Annotated in this window: 21 protein-coding genes, 1 tRNA gene and 1 pseudogene; 14 read left to right on the top strand and 9 right to left on the bottom strand. The window is 33.5% G+C overall.

The window, feature by feature from the left end; translation table 11 throughout:
• Positions 1 to 311: 311 nt before the first annotated feature.
• The 4 genes and pseudogenes from ACQH2P_RS00390 to truA form a co-directional block, all read left to right on the top strand.
• Positions 312 to 512, top strand: a pseudogene (locus ACQH2P_RS00390) (transposase family protein); the annotation flags it as partial.
• Between the two features lie 464 nt (positions 513 to 976).
• Positions 977 to 1813 carry a DMT family transporter gene (locus tag ACQH2P_RS00385; protein ID WP_425362561.1) on the top strand — a complete coding sequence of 279 codons (837 nt, stop codon included), beginning with the start codon at positions 977 to 979 and terminating at the stop codon, positions 1811 to 1813.
• A 245-nt stretch (positions 1814 to 2058) separates the two neighbouring features.
• Positions 2059 to 2137: transfer RNA gene (locus tag ACQH2P_RS00380), tRNA-OTHER, on the top strand.
• Positions 2138 to 2920: 783 nt separating this feature from the next.
• Complete coding sequence (gene truA / locus ACQH2P_RS00375; protein ID WP_425362560.1) at positions 2921 to 3766, top strand: tRNA pseudouridine(38-40) synthase TruA; 846 nt, start codon at positions 2921 to 2923, stop codon at positions 3764 to 3766.
• A 62-nt stretch (positions 3767 to 3828) separates the two neighbouring features.
• On the opposite strand, the gene ACQH2P_RS00370 is transcribed toward truA, so the two are convergent.
• Positions 3829 to 4311: a copper chaperone PCu(A)C gene (locus ACQH2P_RS00370; protein ID WP_425362559.1), complete on the bottom strand. Its 483-nt coding sequence runs from the start codon at positions 4309 to 4311 to the stop codon at positions 3829 to 3831.
• Between the two features lie 84 nt (positions 4312 to 4395).
• Positions 4396 to 4653, bottom strand: a complete 258-nt coding sequence (locus ACQH2P_RS00365) for a DUF2671 domain-containing protein (protein WP_425362558.1) — start codon at positions 4651 to 4653, stop codon at positions 4396 to 4398.
• A gap of 112 nt (positions 4654 to 4765) precedes the next feature.
• Between ACQH2P_RS00365 and ACQH2P_RS00360 the strand changes: the two genes are divergently transcribed.
• Positions 4766 to 6535: an ABC transporter ATP-binding protein gene (locus ACQH2P_RS00360; protein WP_425362557.1), complete on the top strand. Its 1770-nt coding sequence runs from the start codon at positions 4766 to 4768 to the stop codon at positions 6533 to 6535.
• Between the two features lie 84 nt (positions 6536 to 6619).
• On the opposite strand, the gene ACQH2P_RS00355 is transcribed toward ACQH2P_RS00360, so the two are convergent.
• Complete coding sequence (locus ACQH2P_RS00355; RefSeq protein WP_425362556.1) at positions 6620 to 6850, bottom strand: hypothetical protein; 231 nt, start codon at positions 6848 to 6850, stop codon at positions 6620 to 6622.
• A gap of 235 nt (positions 6851 to 7085) precedes the next feature.
• On the opposite strand from ACQH2P_RS00355, the gene ACQH2P_RS00350 reads away from it, so the two are divergent.
• From ACQH2P_RS00350 to gltX, 6 genes are all read left to right on the top strand, one after another.
• Positions 7086 to 7688, top strand: a complete 603-nt coding sequence (locus ACQH2P_RS00350; protein WP_425362555.1) for a peroxiredoxin — start codon at positions 7086 to 7088, stop codon at positions 7686 to 7688.
• Positions 7689 to 7887: 199 nt separating this feature from the next.
• A complete protein-coding gene (locus tag ACQH2P_RS00345) occupies positions 7888 to 8115 on the top strand; it encodes a hypothetical protein (RefSeq protein WP_425362554.1) in 228 nt (75 codons plus the stop codon).
• Between the two features lie 18 nt (positions 8116 to 8133).
• Positions 8134 to 8385 carry a hypothetical protein gene (locus ACQH2P_RS00340; protein WP_425362553.1) on the top strand — a complete coding sequence of 84 codons (252 nt, stop codon included), beginning with the start codon at positions 8134 to 8136 and terminating at the stop codon, positions 8383 to 8385.
• Positions 8386 to 8532: 147 nt separating this feature from the next.
• A complete protein-coding gene (gene dprA, locus ACQH2P_RS00335; RefSeq protein WP_425362552.1) occupies positions 8533 to 9672 on the top strand; it encodes a DNA-processing protein DprA in 1140 nt (379 codons plus the stop codon).
• Between the two features lies 1 nt (position 9673).
• Positions 9674 to 12103: a type I DNA topoisomerase gene (gene topA, locus ACQH2P_RS00330; RefSeq protein WP_425362551.1), complete on the top strand. Its 2430-nt coding sequence runs from the start codon at positions 9674 to 9676 to the stop codon at positions 12101 to 12103.
• Positions 12104 to 12117: 14 nt separating this feature from the next.
• A complete protein-coding gene (gene gltX / locus ACQH2P_RS00325) occupies positions 12118 to 13452 on the top strand; it encodes a glutamate--tRNA ligase (protein WP_425362550.1) in 1335 nt (444 codons plus the stop codon).
• 280 nt (positions 13453 to 13732) lie between these two features.
• Here the strand turns inward: gltX and ACQH2P_RS00320 are convergent, their stop codons facing one another.
• Positions 13733 to 13891, bottom strand: coding sequence for a hypothetical protein (locus tag ACQH2P_RS00320; RefSeq protein ID WP_425362549.1), 159 nt, complete (start codon positions 13889 to 13891; stop codon positions 13733 to 13735).
• 96 nt (positions 13892 to 13987) lie between these two features.
• On the opposite strand from ACQH2P_RS00320, the gene ACQH2P_RS00315 reads away from it, so the two are divergent.
• From ACQH2P_RS00315 to ACQH2P_RS00305, 3 genes are all read left to right on the top strand, one after another.
• Positions 13988 to 14164 (top strand): hypothetical protein, encoded by a 177-nt coding sequence (locus tag ACQH2P_RS00315; protein ID WP_425362513.1) that lies wholly within the window; start codon positions 13988 to 13990, stop codon positions 14162 to 14164.
• Positions 14165 to 14314: 150 nt separating this feature from the next.
• A complete protein-coding gene (locus ACQH2P_RS00310; protein WP_425362548.1) occupies positions 14315 to 14446 on the top strand; it encodes a hypothetical protein in 132 nt (43 codons plus the stop codon).
• A gap of 24 nt (positions 14447 to 14470) precedes the next feature.
• Positions 14471 to 14626, top strand: a complete 156-nt coding sequence (locus tag ACQH2P_RS00305; protein WP_425362547.1) for a hypothetical protein — start codon at positions 14471 to 14473, stop codon at positions 14624 to 14626.
• 275 nt (positions 14627 to 14901) lie between these two features.
• On the opposite strand, the gene ACQH2P_RS00300 is transcribed toward ACQH2P_RS00305, so the two are convergent.
• The 5 genes from ACQH2P_RS00300 to ACQH2P_RS00280 form a co-directional block, all read right to left on the bottom strand.
• Entirely contained in the window at positions 14902 to 15048 is a 147-nt protein-coding gene (locus ACQH2P_RS00300; protein WP_425362546.1) for a hypothetical protein, read from the bottom strand.
• A 52-nt stretch (positions 15049 to 15100) separates the two neighbouring features.
• On the bottom strand, positions 15101 to 15727 hold the full coding sequence (locus ACQH2P_RS00295; protein ID WP_425362545.1) for a superoxide dismutase: 627 nt from the start codon (positions 15725 to 15727) through the stop codon (positions 15101 to 15103).
• A 343-nt stretch (positions 15728 to 16070) separates the two neighbouring features.
• Positions 16071 to 16766 carry a DNA polymerase III subunit epsilon gene (gene dnaQ / locus ACQH2P_RS00290; RefSeq protein ID WP_425362544.1) on the bottom strand — a complete coding sequence of 232 codons (696 nt, stop codon included), beginning with the start codon at positions 16764 to 16766 and terminating at the stop codon, positions 16071 to 16073.
• Entirely contained in the window at positions 16754 to 17329 is a 576-nt protein-coding gene (gene coaE, locus ACQH2P_RS00285) for a dephospho-CoA kinase (protein ID WP_425362543.1), read from the bottom strand. The genes dnaQ and coaE overlap by 13 nt, the downstream gene beginning before the upstream one ends.
• Before the next feature lie 13 nt (positions 17330 to 17342).
• Positions 17343 to 18137 (bottom strand): LpxI family protein, encoded by a 795-nt coding sequence (locus ACQH2P_RS00280; protein WP_425364068.1) that lies wholly within the window; start codon positions 18135 to 18137, stop codon positions 17343 to 17345.
• Positions 18138 to 18291: the final 154 nt, after the last annotated feature.

The raw sequence follows: 18291 nt of genomic DNA, 5'->3' as shown, positions 1-18291 counted from the left end.
TTCTCTAGTAAAACTGCCATCTACTAAGAAATCCATCAATCTATCGAGTTTATTTTGAATAACGGTATGCTCCTGTTTAAATTCACCAACTTCACGGTTAAATTCATGAGCCTTGCCTTGATTGACATTTATTAAATAATCCATTGTTTGTTTTAATATTTCAGGATTTTTTATGTAAATTGTAATAAACTATTGCCCCACGGCGGTCTCATGAACAAAAGGTAAAGAAATGTTAATAATAAAGTTTTTGCAAATAGTGGAGTAATATCGTAAGAATCTCTTAATAAAATAATTATTATTTGGAGATAGTGATGTTAAGAGAGAGAGAATTCGTCAAGAACTTTGCAGAACATTTTTGGGATATTGAAGATCATAGACAAGAAAGTAAGATAGCATATCCCTTAATAGAGTTAGTGTTTTTAGCAATAGTAGCGGTTGCCGCACGGGCGGAGAGTTGGGAGGAGATTGAAGAATTTGGCAAGGCACATATTGATACTTTGAGAGAATATTTTCCGTTTGAAAATGGTACGCCTAGTGATTGTACAATTAGACGTTTTTTTACTAGTCTTGATTCTATAGTCAAACCTATAGAATTAGGTGATACAAACTTTGTGTCATACCTGCGAAAGCAGGTATCTAGATTCCCGCCTTCGCGGGAATGACAACTTACAATCGTTATGTTCTTTATCACCTAATCCTATGAGCATAACTATAGGTTGATATCTAGAACCAGAAGTATGTTAAATATATGTAAAAATCATTGACAAACAGGGGTTATCATTCTTGCAGACATCAAAGAAGTACGTTGATAGATAAAAAGAATATCCATTTTATATTAATAATTATTACTAATTACGAAATAATTGATTTTACCCCTACAAAATACCATGAAAAATCTGTGTGTTTTACCTCAGCACATGATAAAACAGATTAAAGAGAGGGAAAAGAGTAGACAACACTTGATTAAAGCATACTTATGAAAGCAACATTATATATTTTAAGTGCATTTGGACTTGGGGCAATGAAAGCCAGTATAGTAAAATCTCTTAATAGCAATACTCCTATTTCTTTAGTGGTGTTTTTACAATTTTTTCTTTGTACTATCTTTTTCTTACCAAAAATTATAAGGTCTCGGGGTAAATTAATAGTGTCACAACATTATTGGGCGCTAATTACCAGGGGATTATTAGGTATAGGGTATTGGTATTGCATGTTTTCGTCAGTAAATTACTTGTCTCTTTTCAATGTCAGTACACTTACAAGTTTTTCTCCATTTTGGGTATTACTAATAACTAGCATTTTTATTGATAAATCTATCAACAGAGAACTATTTTTTCTAGCAATAATTGGCTTTATCGGGTGCTTATTAATATTAAAACCGTCGAGAGAAATTACAAATTTGGGAGCAATTCTTGGATTGTTTAGTGGAATATTTATGGCACTAACTCTCATATCAATAAAAAATTTACTAAAAACAGAAAATTCAGATAGAGTGTTAGTATATTATTTTGGGGTAGCTTCTCTTGGTATGTTACCGTTTTTAATGAATCTTGCTATAACACAAGTATCTTTAAAGGATTGGGTTTTGCTATTAATCAATGCTCTGTTGATGCTTTTACACCAAATATTATTAAATAAAGGATTAGCAATTGGTTTAGCTACTGAAATGAGTATTTTAGCTTATAGCAGTGTTTTATTTTCTTTAATTTTAAGTATAGTTATTTGGCAAGAAATACCAGATATTTTTTCAATTGTTGGAGCATTAATAATAACCTCAAGTGGAATATATATAGCCAGGAGACAAAAATCATAACCCGAAAGCATCCAAAGTTTTAGGACAATGTTACCAAGCATTCTCGATAATAATTGGTATACCGTAAGGTTTAATAATTATTAGATCAAATCTAACCTGATAATTTTGATATTTTGGGTTAGAGCTTAAAAGCAGACTATTTTGTAGGTTAAATTTCAGGAATTTTGTCTGAGAAATTACATATGGTGTACATATGAAATTTTTAGTAAGAGTCAGAAAAGCCTGGAAGGCTGATAAGAAATGGTGGGCGATAGTGGTTTTGAACCGCAGGCATTTTCGTTTACACCGAGAGGGTCGGCAGTTCGAGTCTGTCATCGCCCACCATATATCTCTAAGTTTTCAGGGTTTTCTACTCTTACTAAAAAATTCAGATGTAATTCAGATGTAATTTCTCAGACAATAATCCTGAAATTTGACCTACAAAAAAATCTATTTTTTACCCTGTTACAAATTTTGAGTATTTTTAAGCGAAAATTAATAAGATTTTTGCCGGAAATAGTTAATCCTATTTCAAAAAAATCCTGTTTATCAGCAGCCCAAAAGAGTCCAATATAGAACTGCTTTAGTTATTTTCGACAGCAACTATCTTTTATCTAAATAACAAAACAACGTGTTTGTTGAATAAGTTTATGGCACATTTCAAGTAGTTTACGCATACATGCAACTATAGCAACCTTTTTAGTTTAAAATTATTAACAAGTCTATCATATAAATCTTTTAAATATTGAAAACCATTTTTTACTTACATCTAGACCTATTATTTTACTCATGATATAATCTCCTTCATCTTATTGTGCAAGGATGCTGCTTCCAGCCCCTTCTGCAATTTGTTCAAGGCAAACCTTGTAAGAGGGTACTTATTCTGTACACGACTATTTCAATCAAGACCCTATCAAGTCACCCTCTTATAATTACTGTAAAGGTTTCTAATTGATCTATATTTTGAGCTATTTCTTAGTGAGAATACATAGGATTTTTGAAGGAATAGTGTACCTATTTCAAGAAAATCATGTTTATTCGTAGAAAAAAAGAGCCAAAATATAGATCAATTAGAAACCTTTACAGACCCTAGGAGACTGTTGGAAATAACGAGTGAAGAGATTTTTTATGAGGCTATGTTTTGGTTTAGATTCTCATCTACACGGTAATGATATTAAAGATCATGAGAGCGATAATGATAACCCATCAATTTTGCAGACCACTAAGAATTTAGATTTTTATAGATATAAAATTACTATTGAATATTTAGGAACTGCTTTTGTTGGTTGGCAGAAGCAGAGTGATGCTTTATCTATTCAACAAATACTGGAAGATGGTATCTATAAATTTACTGGTGAAATAGTAGCAGTACACGGAGCCGGTAGGACTGATGCAGGGGTGCATGCTTTAGGGCAAGTAGCACATTTCGATTTAATGAAATATATGCACCCTTATAAAGTTATGCAGGCTATCAACTATTTTGTCAGATATCATAATATAGCAGTAGTTGATTGTGTGCTAGTAGACAGGAATTTTCATGCAAGATTTTCTGCTTTAGAACGTCATTATGTCTATAAAATTATCAATAGACCTAGCCAAGTTATAATAGATTTAAATCGTGCTTGGTGGATAAAATACCCTCTTGATGTTGAAGCAATGAGACGCGGAGCTTCCTACCTTATAGGACATCATGATTTTAGTTCATTTAGAGGTAAGTTCTGCCAAGCAAAGTCACCTATAAAAACCTTATCTGAATTAACTATTACCCAAAAAAATGAAGAAATAAAAATATATTTTTCTGCTCGATCTTTTTTACATAATATGGTTCGAAATATTGTTGGTAGTTTAGTATTAGTTGGACGTAATATATGGCAGGAAGATGATATCCAAAAAGTTCTGGATGCTAAGAAAAGAGAAGCAGCAGGAGCAAAGGCTCCAGCATGCGGGCTGTATTTTCTTAGAATCGACTATTAACTTATCACTACTTCAAAAGTTGTCTAAATAACTTTTGAAGTAACGGTTAAAATGAATAATAGTTATTGTGTCTTTACTTCTACTTGTACAACCTTCTGAGTGTTGTTATCGAAATATAAGAATAAGTCAAATTTATCACCAACTGTTAGTATAGTCTTTAAATCCAAAAGCATAATATGCATACCGCCCGGCTGTAGAACAGCACTGGTTTTGGTTGGGATAACTAGCTTATCAAGTTGTACCATTTTGCTAACACCTTTTTCGTCAACAAAACTTTTATGTAATTCAACCTTGTTAGCAACATCGGAAGAAACATTTACTAAATTATAATCTGTATCAGAATTATTAACAATCTCAAGATATATTGCCGAATTATTACGTTTGCCAACAATAGTTGACGTCGAAGGTCTTGCCCAAGCATTTAGTGTTTCAATAGATTCAGCTGATGCAATCGTATTATTATTTGGGGTAGTAGTCGCAAAACAGACTGGCAGGCTAAAACATAGACTAACAGCAATGATGGTTATTATCTTCTTAAGTACCATATTATCCTCATAAATTAAGTTACTCGAGTCACTTTAGTATACATCATATTATATGATACACTAAGTATTATTTAGTATATAATTCTAATTTTGGTTTACTTTAACAAATTTCTGTTTCACAGTATCCCAATTATAGTGAACATTTACTGTTTTAATTTCTGTAACTGTAATATCTCCGTTGGATAGCTGTGCAACATCAAAGCCTTTTTGGATAGATTCAGTAATTAGAGTCGCTGATTGACAAATATATCTAACATTACAAAAGGGATGATTATCACCATCTAATGAATTTGTTGCTTTCTTAGTTGGGGTATTCAAAATAGATATGTTTTTTTCTTTCATTCTAGATAACTTCAGATATTCTGTACTGTTTTATAACAGTTTCGTAATAAGGTGGCAAGACCTGTTTGTTGTTAATTTAAGTTATTTAGTCTTTTGTAATGAGGTGTATCCTGTGCTAGGAAGTTTTAATTTTTCAAACTCGGCAATAAAGTTATTTTTCTATTTTTTAAAGAAAAGGAAAATTAAACTAATTGTTCTGGGTTTGTTATGCATAATGTTGGGAACGATACCTGCTATTGATAGTGTGTTGCTGCAAAAAATTATAAATTTGCTAGAGTCTTTCTCTGATGAAAAGGTTAAAGAGCTACCTTCCTCTATGATGTTTTGGGCAATAATATATGCATTTTGGTGGATGGGTGTAAATGTTATGTGGCGGGTTTATGATTATGTTTATCTAAAAACAATGCCCTATATCAAAGGACAGATACTAGATGAGATGTATAATTACACTCAGTATCATAACCATAAATTCTTTCAAGAAAACCTTGCTGGTCATATTACCAATCGTATTACTGAAGCTTCTAGATCTTTCGAAATGGTTCTATCCTTATTTGGTGAAAAAATTATATATAAACTAGCTATAATTATTTTCTCTCTAGTAGCCATGTACTCCGTTCATCAAATATTTTCTACTATATTCCTGATATTTATTTGTGTTTTTATAGGGACTAGTGTTATTTGTTCAAGTACAATAAACAAATATTCAGTAAATTATGCACGCAGTAAATCAATAGTTGCCGGTAATATTGTTGACTTAATAGCCAATATTGGGGCAGTACGCATGTTTACTTCTCATAAATTTGAACGTCAAAATCTAGCAGTAAAGATAGATAATGCTATAGTTAATGAACAAATTATGCAGTTTTTCATGTGGAAGCTACGTAATGTACTAGGAATAATCTGTGCTATAATGATTTTTATCATGATTTATTATTTGGCGATACTCCGTAGTCAAATGCAAATAACTATAGGAGATTGCGTATTGATACTTAATCTGTGTGTTACTGTTACTACTGAAATTTGGGATTTAACACAGGAAATAGGGGATATGTTTGAAGAGTTTGGTTCTTTTAACCAAACTCTATCATTGATGAAACCTCATATTGTAAAAGATATTGACAATGCACATATTCTGAATGTTACCAAAGGTGAAATAATATTTAAGAATGTTAGTTTTAAATATTATCATAATAATAATTTATTTGAGAATAAATCCATTACAATTTTGAGTCAACAAAAAGTCGGGTTAGTAGGATTTTCTGGTTCAGGAAAAACAACTTTTGTCAATCTCATCACACGGTTGCACGATATAGACCAAGGAGAAATTCTAATTGATAGACAAAATATTAGATATGTAACACAAGACTCTTTGCGAGAAAATATTAGCATAATACCGCAAGAACCAATCCTATTCCATAGGACAATTATGGATAATATTAGATATGGAAAAAAAGATGCTAGCTTAGAAGAGGTAATAGAGGCGGCAAAAGCAGCTCATATACATCAAGTTATTGATACTATGCCAGAAGGATACCAGAGCTTATGCGGTGAAAGGGGTAATAACTTGTCAGGTGGTCAGAGGCAGAGGATAGTAATAGCTCGGGCAATATTAAAGAATGCTCCCATATTAATCCTTGATGAAGCAACAAGCAGTTTAGATAGTGAGACTGAGAGCTTAATACAAGATTCTCTATCTTACTTAATGCAAAATAAAACTGTATTAGTTATAGCTCATAGATTATCAACTTTGTTAAATATGGATAGAATTCTGGTTTTTGATAAGGGTAGTATAGTTGAAGATGGAACACATGAAGAATTATTAAAAAACAGTAACTTGTACAAAAAATTATGGAAATCACAAGTAAAAGGTCTGATAATTTAAAGTCCAACAGTGTCTAGGGATTATGTCATCCCTGCGAAAACAGGTATAGTGAAACCTATTGAATTAGATGATACAAACTTTGTGTCATACCTGCGAAAGCAGGTATCTAGATTCCCGCCTACGCGGGAATGACAACTTACAATAGTTATGTTCTTTATCACCTAATCCTATGAGCATAACTATATCTAAAAAGTTTTGAGGTACTATAGATTCCCGCCTACGCGGGAATGACATCAATATTATAATAGTTTTTAAATTATTAGTAGAAATTATTTTAGATTTGGTATTGTAATAGGTTATAATTCTGTGTATCATGATAAATGTTTTGTTTAGTCACTCACCTTACATATGGCATTTAAAAGTCATAGGGAAAACAGCACAGTGCTATTAGCGAGGAGCCACTGTAGTGGGACGTGGCAATCTAAATAAATGTGGATTGCCACTACACTCACGTGGTCTCGCTAATAGCGTCTTGTACTTTTCTGCAATTTTTAAATTGCCGTGTGGATTATGCGTAAGGTGAGTTAATCATATTAATTGGAGAAATTTAATGCAAGTATTCGTTGGAAAAGCTGCTCTGGATTTTACAGCTAAAGCTATTATGCCTGATAATAGTATAGAATCTGAATTTAATCTTAGAAATTATGCTAAGGATCATAAAGTAGTCTTGTTTTTTTATCCGCTTGATTTTACTTTTGTTTGTCCGTCAGAAATTATAGCTTTTAATAATAGGTTGGGGGAATTTACTGAGAGAAATACAAAATTAGTAGCAATAAGCGTTGACTCGCATTTCTCTCATTTGGCTTGGAAACATACTCCTTACAATAAAGGTGGTGTTGGCAATATCCAGATTCCTATGGTGTCAGATATTAAAAAGAGTATCTCGCATAGTTATAATGTACTGCATGATGATGGAATATCACTGCGTGGTACTTTTGTTATTGATGAAACATTTATAGTGAGGCATTTGCTAGTTAATGATTTGCCGATTGGTAGAAATATTGATGAAGTAATAAGAGTGATAGATGCTATAGACTATAATACAAAACATGGTGAAGTATGTCCAGCTGGATGGAATAAAGGTGATGAAGGTATTACTCCTTCACATAAAGGAGTGGCACATTACTTAGCTTCTAATGCAGAGAAGTTATAGTAACTCAAATCATTCGAGTATATATGCCACAACTGTCGAAAGTTAGAAGGTAGAGCGGGTTTAGAGGTCATCATGGCAGTTTAAAAGTTGCAGGAAAATGACTGGCGTCATTGCGAGGAGGCGTGATCCGACGAAGCAATCTATTTTTGGTTACTTTTATGGATTGCCACGACCACTATAGTTATGCCTATAGGATTAGGTGATAAAGAACATAACTATTGTAAGTTGTCATTCCCGCGTAGGCGGGAATCTAGATACCTGCTTTCGCAGGTATGACACAAAGTTTGTATCACCTAATTCAATAGGTTTCACTATATGTGGTCTCGCAATGACGGAAGTACTTTCATCCTGCGTCATTGCGAGGAGGTGTGAGCCGACGAAGCAATCCATTTTTGGTTACTTTTATGGATTGCCACGACCACTATAGTTATGCCTATAGGATTAGGTGATAAAGAACATAACTATTGTAAGTTGTCATTCCCGCGTAGGCGGGAATCTAGATACCTGCTTTCGCAGGTATGACACAAAGTTTGTATCACCTAATTCAATAGGTTTCACTATATGTGGTCTCGCAATGACGGAAGTACTTTCATCCTGCGTCATTGCGAGGAGGTGTGAGCCGACGAAGCAATCTATTTTTAGTTACTTTTATGGGTTAACTCGTCGACCTGAGGTGTTCTTCGCTAATAGACGTTGACCACATACAATTTTTAAAGTATTTTGCCTAAAGCTGCGTCCTCTTCTAACTCTTGATAGTTGTGGGGTTAGCCTGTGATTGGAGAAATGTTAATCGGGTTAGCTATATAAATCCAGCCAAAGAGGTTTGATGCTTAAGGGGTTATTTTTGGATACTAACCAAGTATCTTATACAAAAGAAACTATTGATATTCTAAGACTGATTAGGAGTGAAAATGTTGGTTCAAGAACTTTTTGGAGTTTAATAAAGCTATTTGGTAGTAGTAGTGTTGCAATTGATAACATACAAGAGTTTTCTTTGCGGGGTGGGCGTTCTAAGCCAGTAAGGGTATTTTCTCAGAGTGAGGCAAATAAAGAACTTGAACTACTGCAAAAGAATAATGCTAAAATTATTACCTATAAATCTCCAGAATATTCAAGGTTATTGTTAGAGATTTTTGATTGCCCACCAATACTAAGTTATAAGGGCAATATTGGATTATTATCACATGAAAGATGTTTAGCAATTGTGGGGGCAAGAAATGCTTCAGTGAATGGTCGTGCCTTTGCTGCTAAAATTGCTAAGGAGTTGACAGATAACGATTATATAGTGGTTTCTGGACTTGCAAGAGGGGTTGATACAGCAGTGCATCAAGTAAATGTTTCTAAAACAATAGGAGTTATAGCTGGAGGAATTGATTATGTTTATCCCCCAGAGAATGTTAGATTATTTGAGCAAATCCAGCAAGATGGTTTGATAATTGCTGAATTACCAGTAGGGTCAAAACCGCTTGGGCAACATTTCCCGCAGCGTAATCGATTAATTTCTGGTATATCTCTTGGAACAGTAGTAATTGAGGCTAGTCTAAAATCTGGATCGTTAATCACAGCACGGTTTGCGTTAGAACAGAATAGAGAAGTATTTTCCGTACCAGGATTTCCACTAGATCCTAGGTGCCAGGGTACTAATAAACTTATCAAGGAAGGAGCTCATATGGTAGAATCTACTCAGGATATAGTGGCTAACTTACCACATTTTGCCAAAATTGTCAGTAAATCTAAAGAGGTAGCAAATGATTCAGCTGAAAATAATCAGTTTAAAGCGTTAGATATAAAATATGCTAATCCTATTACCAACGATATGCGTATGAGAGTTAAGGAGCTTTTATCTTCCACTCCTATAGATTTTGATTGTTTGCACCAAACACAGTTACCTTTGCAAACTATATATATGATAATATTGGAGCTAGAATTGGCTGGAAAAATAACTAGATATCCTGGTAACAAGATATCTTTAATTTATAAATAATATGAAATTAGTAATAGTAGAATCGCCAGCAAAGGCGAAAACGATAAATAAGTATCTGGATAGCGATTTTAAGGTTATTGCTTCGTTTGGACATATTAGAGACTTACCATCTAAAAATGGTTCAGTTTTGCCAAATGAAAATTTTGCCATGAAATATGTTATATCAGATAAAGCAGAAAAATATGTTGAAGCAATAACTAAAGATGCTGCCAAAGCTGAAATGGTTTATCTAGCAACCGATCGAGATCGAGAGGGAGAAGCAATTGCCTGGCATGTTGCAGAAATAATAAAAGAAAAAAACTCGATTAAATCTAATGATTTCTTTAAAAGAGTAGCATTTGACGAGATTACCAAGAAAGCTATTTTGCATGCAATGGAAAACCCAAGAAATATTGATATTGATTTGGTTAATGCTCAACAAGCAAGAAGGGCGTTAGATTATTTGGTGGGATTTACTTTATCACCGATATTATGGCGTAAATTGCCGGGATGTAGATCAGCCGGTAGAGTGCAGTCTGTAGCCCTCAGGCTTATTTGTGAACGAGAAGATGAAATTGAACGTTTTAAATCGCAAGAATATTGGGATATTAGTCTTAATGTTCTTAATAGTAACGAGGAACCGTTTTTAGCAAGATTAACTCATGTCAATGGTAAAAGATTAGAGAAATTCTCAATTATTAATGAATCCGCAGCTAATGCTCTAGTCAAGGAAATAAAATCAAAGAATTTTCATGTTGCAGTTCTAGAAAAAAAGCAGCAGAAACGTCAACCGCAACCGCCTTTCATTACTTCTTCGTTACAGCAAGAAGCAGCTAGAAAATTAGGGTTTACTGCTAAAAAAACTATGCAAATTGCCCAAAAACTTTACGAAGGTATGGATATAGGTAATGAAACGGTAGGTTTGATTACCTATATGAGAACGGATGGTACCACACTTGCTAGTGAGGCTGTTGAACAAATACGTCAGTTGATACATAAGAATTTTGGCGATAAATATCTACCAGCTAGCCAGCGAGTTTATAAATCTAGAGCCAAAAATGCTCAAGAAGCTCATGAAGCTATTAGACCAACTAATGTTACTCTACTACCAGACAAATTAAAAGATAAACTAGATAAAGATTATTACAGACTTTATGACTTGATTTGGAAAAGGACGGTGGCCTGCCAAATGGAAAATGTTATTATTGATTTAGTGGTAGCTCAGCTTGATACAGAAGATAAAGAATTTACAGCCAGGGCAACGGGTTCAATTATTGCCTTTGATGGTTTTTACAAAATTTATCGTGAAGGTCTAGATGATGAAACGGAAGAAGAAAATAGGCTGCTACCTTCGCTAAAAGAAGGAGAAAAATTAACTACGATTTCAGTGGATCCAGCTCAGCATTTCACTGATCCACCGCCAAGATATTCGGAAGCTAGTCTGGTGAAGAAGCTTGAGGAGCTTGGAATTGGTCGCCCGTCTACTTATGCGTCGATTATATCAGTGTTGCAAGATAGGAATTATGTGGTTGTTGAGAAAAAACGTTTCTTTCCAGAGGAATTAGGACGTTTAGTGACAACATTTCTGACAGGTTTTTTCAAGAAATATGTTGAATATGATTTTACAGCTGATCTTGAAAATGATTTGGATGAAGTGGCAGAAGGTAAAATAGAGTGGAAATTTTTACTAAAAAAATTCTGGGATGGGTTTAATAATAACGTAGAAATAGTTAGTGATAAGAAAATATCTGATATAATTCTTTATGTTGAACAAGCATTAGATTATCACCTATTTGGAGAAAAATCAGAAAATACTAATTCAAGAAATTGTTCATCCTGTTCTACAGGTCAATTAGGTCTAAAACTTGGTAAATTTGGGGCATTTTTAGCTTGTAGTAACTATCCTGAATGTACTTTCAAAAAACAAATTACTTCGAAAAATAGTGATATTGTTGACATGGTTGAAGAGAACAAATTATTAGGAATAGATAAAGAGGGTCATGATGTTTTGTTAAAAAAAGGTCCATATGGTTTTTATGTACAGACTAGCAAACAAGTTGCCAAGGGTGAAAAACCAAAACGTGCGTCATTGCCACCATCGGTAGCACAAAGTGACGTGACTCTTAGTTTGGCTCTAAGGCTTCTTGAGTTACCGGTTAAATTATGCTTGCACCCTGACTCTGATCAAGAGATTATACTGGGCATAGGTAGATATGGTCCGTATCTTAAATATCTTGATAGGTTTATTTCAATACCTAAAAGATACGATCCTTTTACCATTACAACAGAAATGGCTGTGGAAATAATTGAGGCTAGTAATAATAGGTTGAAGAATAAACCAGAGAAAGATGCTGACAAGCCAAAAGGAGTGGTAACAAAAGTTCCTAAAAAGAATGTTAGGACAAGGACTGTTGCTGCAAAAAAAACAACAAGCAAGAAAAAAGCCAAATAAGCGGTTAAAAAATTATGAGAAAGGTTATCACAAGATTTGCACCATCACCAACTGGTATGTTGCATATAGGTAATAGTAGGACAGCTCTGATAAATTGGTTATATGCTAGAAAGCATAATGGCATATTCATTTTAAGGTTTGATGATACCGATCTTGAACGTAGCAAGCAACAATATAAAAATGCCATTGAAGAGGATTTTAAATTTTTAGGACTTAACTGGGATCAAACTTTTTGTCAGTCTAATAGACTTGATAAGTATGAAGCGGTAAAAGCATTATTATTACAAAAAAATAAATTATATCCTTGTTTTGAGACTCAAGAAGAGCTTGAATTAAAGCGTAAATTACAATTATCAAGAGGACTCCCTCCGATCTATGATCGTGCAGCTTTGAATCTTACTAAACAACAAATAAATGATTATATTAGCCAAGGAAGAAAACCGCATTATCGATTCTTGGTATCGCATACTCCAATTATTTGGCAAGATATGATTAAAGGTGAAGTTAAATATGAAGGTAAAAATATTGGTGATCCGATAGTTATTAGAGAAGATAACAGCATGACTTATATGCTTTGTTCGGTTATTGATGATATTGATTATGCAATTACCCATATTATTCGAGGCGAGGATCATGTAACTAATACTGCAATTCAGGTGCAAATGTTTGAAACTCTAGGGGTAGAGGTGCCAAATTTTGCTCATCTGAGTCTAGTGATTAGTCGGGATGAAAAAATATCTAAAAGAATAGGGGGGTTTGAGATCGCTTCTCTAAGGGATGAAATTGGATTAGAGCCGATGGCAATTAATAGTTTCTTTAGTTTGCTTGGTTCGTCATCGGCTATTATACCGTTTAAGAATTTAGATGAGCTAATAAAAGAGTTTAACATTAATAATTTTTCTAAAAGTCCAACAACTTATTTGCAGGAAGAATTAGAGCGTTTAAATCATAAATTGCTAATCAACCTTAGCTTTGATGAAGTAAAGGATCGCTTAAAAGAGATTAAGGCTGAACAAGTAAATGAACAATTCTGGCTAGCAGTTAGAGGTAATTTAGAAAAATTATATGAAATAAAAGATTGGTGGAATATTTGTTATTCTCCATCTAAAGTTGAAGGATTAGATAAAGAATTTTTAAAACAAGCAGCTACTTTGCTAATAGATGAGCCGATAACCATCGATAGTTGGAGCATATGGACTAAAAGGATTATGGAAGTAACTGGTAAAAAAGGCAAGGAAATATTCCTGCCTTTAAGACTTGCTATAACGGGAATGACATCTGGACCGGAAATGTCGGTCATATTACCTCTACTTAGCAAAGATGAAATTATAAAAAGACTAATAAGTTGATTATTACCTTGAGGAGTTGGTAAAGTGAGCAGGAATAAGGGAGCATAAAAACTTTTGCGTAAAATTGAGAGAATTCTGTGGATATTGAGATATATGGTGTGTCCTAGTGTCTAGTTTGCTAACCTTAACAGAGTTAGAAATGGCTGCCATCCAATGTTTTTATTCCCTATTACTTTCTCACAATAACAATTATACATAACTTCACTTAACATAAAACATCTCAACATTTCTATTACAAAATACTATGCTAATTTTAAGAATTTTGTTTAATATGAAGCAACTAATTTAATTCTCTATCATATTCTTTATTTTGAATTTTTTCTATAGTGAAACCTATTGAATTAGGTGATACAAACTTTGTGTTAACCTTGCGAAAGCAGGTATCTAGATTCCCGCCTACGCGGGAATGACAACTTACAATCGTTATGTTCTTTATCACCTAATCCTATGAGCATAACTATACATATTTGTAACCTAAATTAGTGCAGGGCAGTTTAAAAGTCGCAACTAATGATATAAGAATCTGTTTTGAGAAATGCATAAACGTCATTGCGAGGAGCCGCTTCGCTACGACACGGCAATCCAAAAAATTGCAACGGCAAAAATAAAACAGCAAGCTGTTTATTTGGATCGCCACGCCACTTCGTGGCTCGCGATGACGGTTATTCGTTTCTATAATCTAGTATTTTATATCATTAGTTGCGACTTTTAAACTGCCCTGAAATTAGTGGTTGATCAATTTAGGATAACTATGCGTGTGATGTAGGAAATTTATTTTCTGTAAATCTACTCGCTAGGCTAGTACTACAGTCGTAGTTTATAAATAATATAAAATGTATTATAGTTATGCTCATAGGATTAGGTGATAAAGAACATAACGATTGTAAGTTGTCATTCCCGTGTAGGCGGGAATCTAGATACCTGCTTTCGCAAGGTTAACACAAAGTTTGTATCACCTAATTCAATAGGTTTCACTATAGAATGTATGGCATAGTTGAAGGAGGAGATGAGATAAGGAATGGATAACATCAAGATATGGCAAGAACTGGAAGGAATGATAGAAGAAGGTCAGAGTGGTTTAAGAGTAGGATGTAATGATTATAGAACTTTTAATAATATGTCACTGTATGTCAAAGCATTAATGAGTCACGGCGGTCTCATGAACAAAAGGTAAAGAAATGTTAATAATAAAGTTTTTGCAAATAGTGGAGTAATATCGTAAGAATCTCTTAATAAAATAATTATTATTTGGAGATAGTGATGTTAAGAGAGAGAGAATTCGTCAAGAACTTTGCAGAACATTTTTGCGATATTGAAGATCATAGACAAGAAAGTAAGATATAGTGAAACCTATAGAATTAGGTGACACAGAAACCATTATGGCACTCGATGCCGAATATATGACCGCTTCCTTTGTGGCTCTATTTTTTATTTTCTTTATTGACAAATTCACTCGTCCATATATGACAACTTACAATCGTTATGTTCTTTATCATCTAATCCTATGGGCATAACTATATCTAAAATAGTGGACAAAAAGCCCTGAGATATTATAGATTCCTGCCTACGCAGGAATGATCCTTTTTGTTTAAACATAGCAGATGTTGTATCTTTAGACTTTTGACGGGGGGACTAGTTAATGACAGTTTCAAAGATTACTTTCAGCAAATTGCCAATTAATCAGATGTTCTATATAAACTGAAACATAGTCCGGACGTTTATTACGATAATCTATATAGTAGGCATGTTCCCAGACATCACAAGCAAGTAAAGGTTTCATAGATTCAGTAATAGGAGTTTCAGCATTACTAGTCTTTACTATCTGTAATTTACCATTGTTAGAGACTAGCCATGCCCAACCGCTAGCAAATTGGCTTATTGCCGCTTGCTTAAATTCAGCAGCAAAATTCTCATAACTACCAAAATCTTTATTTATCTGCTCCAACATCCTACCAGTAGGCTTTCTTCCACCTGCAGGCTTAATAGAATGCCAAAAGAAAGTATGATTCCATATCTGTGCGGCATTATTAAATATGGCAACTGCATCTGGTTTGATACTTGCATAAATTATTAACTCCTCCAAACTCTTCTTTTGTAGTTCCGGATTATTTTGTAACAAATTATTCAAGTTAGTTACATATGCTTGATGGTGTTTCCCATGATGGTAATCAAAAGTTTCAGGAGAAAAATGTGGGACAAAATCACCTTTACCATAAGGCAATTCCGGTAATACAAAAGGATAAGATTTTTGGTTAGATTGGTTGCAATATATCATAATTTTCTCACGTTTAACATAAAAGGCTTACACTTTCAGTGTAACCTATTTTAAAAGCATTAACAAAATGTTCTTTATAGTTTTTAGTAAAATATAGCTAACCTGTTAATGTTCTAGACAGCCTATCCGCTATTAGCTACTTTAGTAGCGACGAAGCAATTGATGTCATTCTTAGCAACGGCGTGAATCTAGATACCTGCTTCCGCAAGGTTAACACAAAACAAGATTGCTTCGTCGACTTTGTCTCCTCGTAATAACACTTGGGGTCTCAAGAACTTATTCGGGTTAGCTATAACTCTTAAAATTAATAGTATAGCACAAAACTTTCAAGCACTAAGAGATTCTACAACCACATAGGAGAAATAATTTTTGACAAAAATTCTTTATGTTTTTGCAACTCTTCCTTAGTTGGTTTGATAACTACAATATCATTTTTGTTTGCCATAGTAGTTCTAACCGATAACTCACCTGTTTTTTGCACCTTTTTACTATTAATATTAAAGCTTATCTGCCTACCTCCAGTAAGCTCAACATAAACCTCTGCCAGTAATGCCGCATCTTTAAGTGCTCCATGCAACTTACGCGAAGTATTATCAATTTTATATCTTTTGCATAAGGCATCAAGATTAGCTTTCATTCCGGGAAACATCTTCCGAGCCAAAGCAAGAGTATCAATAGTATTGGAAAGTTCTAAGAACTCTGTATAAGGTCTTTTGAGCAGAGATAACTCGTAATTAATAAACTTAATATCGAATGTTGCATTATGTATAACAAGTTGGCTGCTACTAATAAACGCTAAGAATTCTTCAGCAATTTCTGCAAAGAGCGGTTTATCTTTTAAGAACTCCCCCGATATACCATGTATTCGATAAGCTTCTGTAGGCATATCTCGTTGTGGATTAATATAAAAATGGAATTGCTTACCGGTTAGAACTTTATTAACCATCTCAATAGCACCAATCTCAACAATCCTATGACCACTTTTGGGATCTAAGCCAGTTGTCTCAGTATCTAAAATTACTTCTCTTAATTGCTGCATTTTAATTTTTGTATTAGTTGAGTTATTTGTTTATCTAAATCTACTATATTAACATCAGTATTAATAACAAAATCTGCTTTTGCTATTTTAATCTGTTGTGACAATTGAATTTGTGCGATCTTATTATAAGTTGTTAAACTAAATCCTTCCCTAGACATTGCACGTTTTAATCTAGATTTCTCTGAGCAAAATGTTGTAACATAAAAATCAAAATATTTATCAAATTCAGCTTCAAAAAGTAATGGAATCTCAGCAAATGTAATTTCTGAATCACTATTTTGCCTTTTAAAAAGAGACAAACCTTCCACTACAAATGGATGAATAAAATTTTGCAATTCGCTTCTCGATGAATCATTAGCGTAGATTAGCTCTGCAATTCTTCTTTTATCAAAAATTTTTAGATCAGGCAGTAAGTTAAGAATTATATTTTGTATTGCCAGCTCTTTGTAGATATCCTTAATATATTCGTCAGCGGAAAAAGTCATAAATCCTAAATCAGCTAAATAATTTAAGACAAAAGTTTTTCCTGAAGCATAACTACCAGTAATTCCTACACAGATCATTCTAATAAATATTTTATTTTTCTATAATAAAAAGCCCATATTTATTAGCTAGCTCGATAGTTCTTTCTAGCTCAATAACGATCACTTTTTCTTTCTGTATTGCTACCCCTTTATAACCATAATTAGCTAAATTATTTATTGTATCTGGCCCTATTGTAGGTATATCAATTCTAGTATCTTGTCCTTTTTTCATCATTTTAACAAGTACCCCACTTGTAGAACTATTACGTAAATGTGAACATCTTTTTATTAAATTATCTGTACCCTCCGCTGCTTCAATACCTATAATATATCCATTATCAACAATTACTGATTGTCCTACATCAATCTGCCCTATACTATCTAATAGCTTCATGCCTAATTCGATATCTGTATTATCTATTTCTGATGGAACCATTATAGTCATAACACCCTTTTTTGCACTCAATATTTCATAACTAGACACCACTTGGAATCCCTTCTCTTCTAGAAAATCTGTTACTATACTAAGAAGTTTATCATCTCCTAAAAATTTTTGTCTCAATATGCGAGCAAGTAACCTTGAACCCATTAAATCTACTTTAACTGCTTTAAAATTAGGACGCTTTACACCACCAGCAAGAATTATATTTTTTACAGCATACTTACGAAAATACTCAATTATTGGTCTAACCATACCGATTTTAAAAAATTGGTGGGTAAAATCCTTATATAATACCGGATATGCTTCTCCTTCTAAAGCCGCGATATAACACTGTCCTCCTTGCTTAATGAAACTCTCAGCCAGTGAGATTGGCAATGAGCCATTTCCCGCTATAATTCCAACTATATTGAAAGGATTAGAAAAATTAGAATGTAAAGCTGAGGGCAAACCTGTCTCACGTATATTTAGGTCACGTGCATTTTTTATAGTCAAATGATTTGAAGGATGGGAAGGAAAAACAAGGGAAAAGCGAATATAGCGTATTCTTTGTATGTGAGTA

The organism is Candidatus Tisiphia endosymbiont of Hybos culiciformis, assembly GCF_964030975.1.
In the GTDB taxonomy this organism is placed as follows: domain Bacteria; phylum Pseudomonadota; class Alphaproteobacteria; order Rickettsiales; family Rickettsiaceae; genus Tisiphia.
This window is presented reverse-complemented; position numbering and strand designations above follow the sequence as displayed.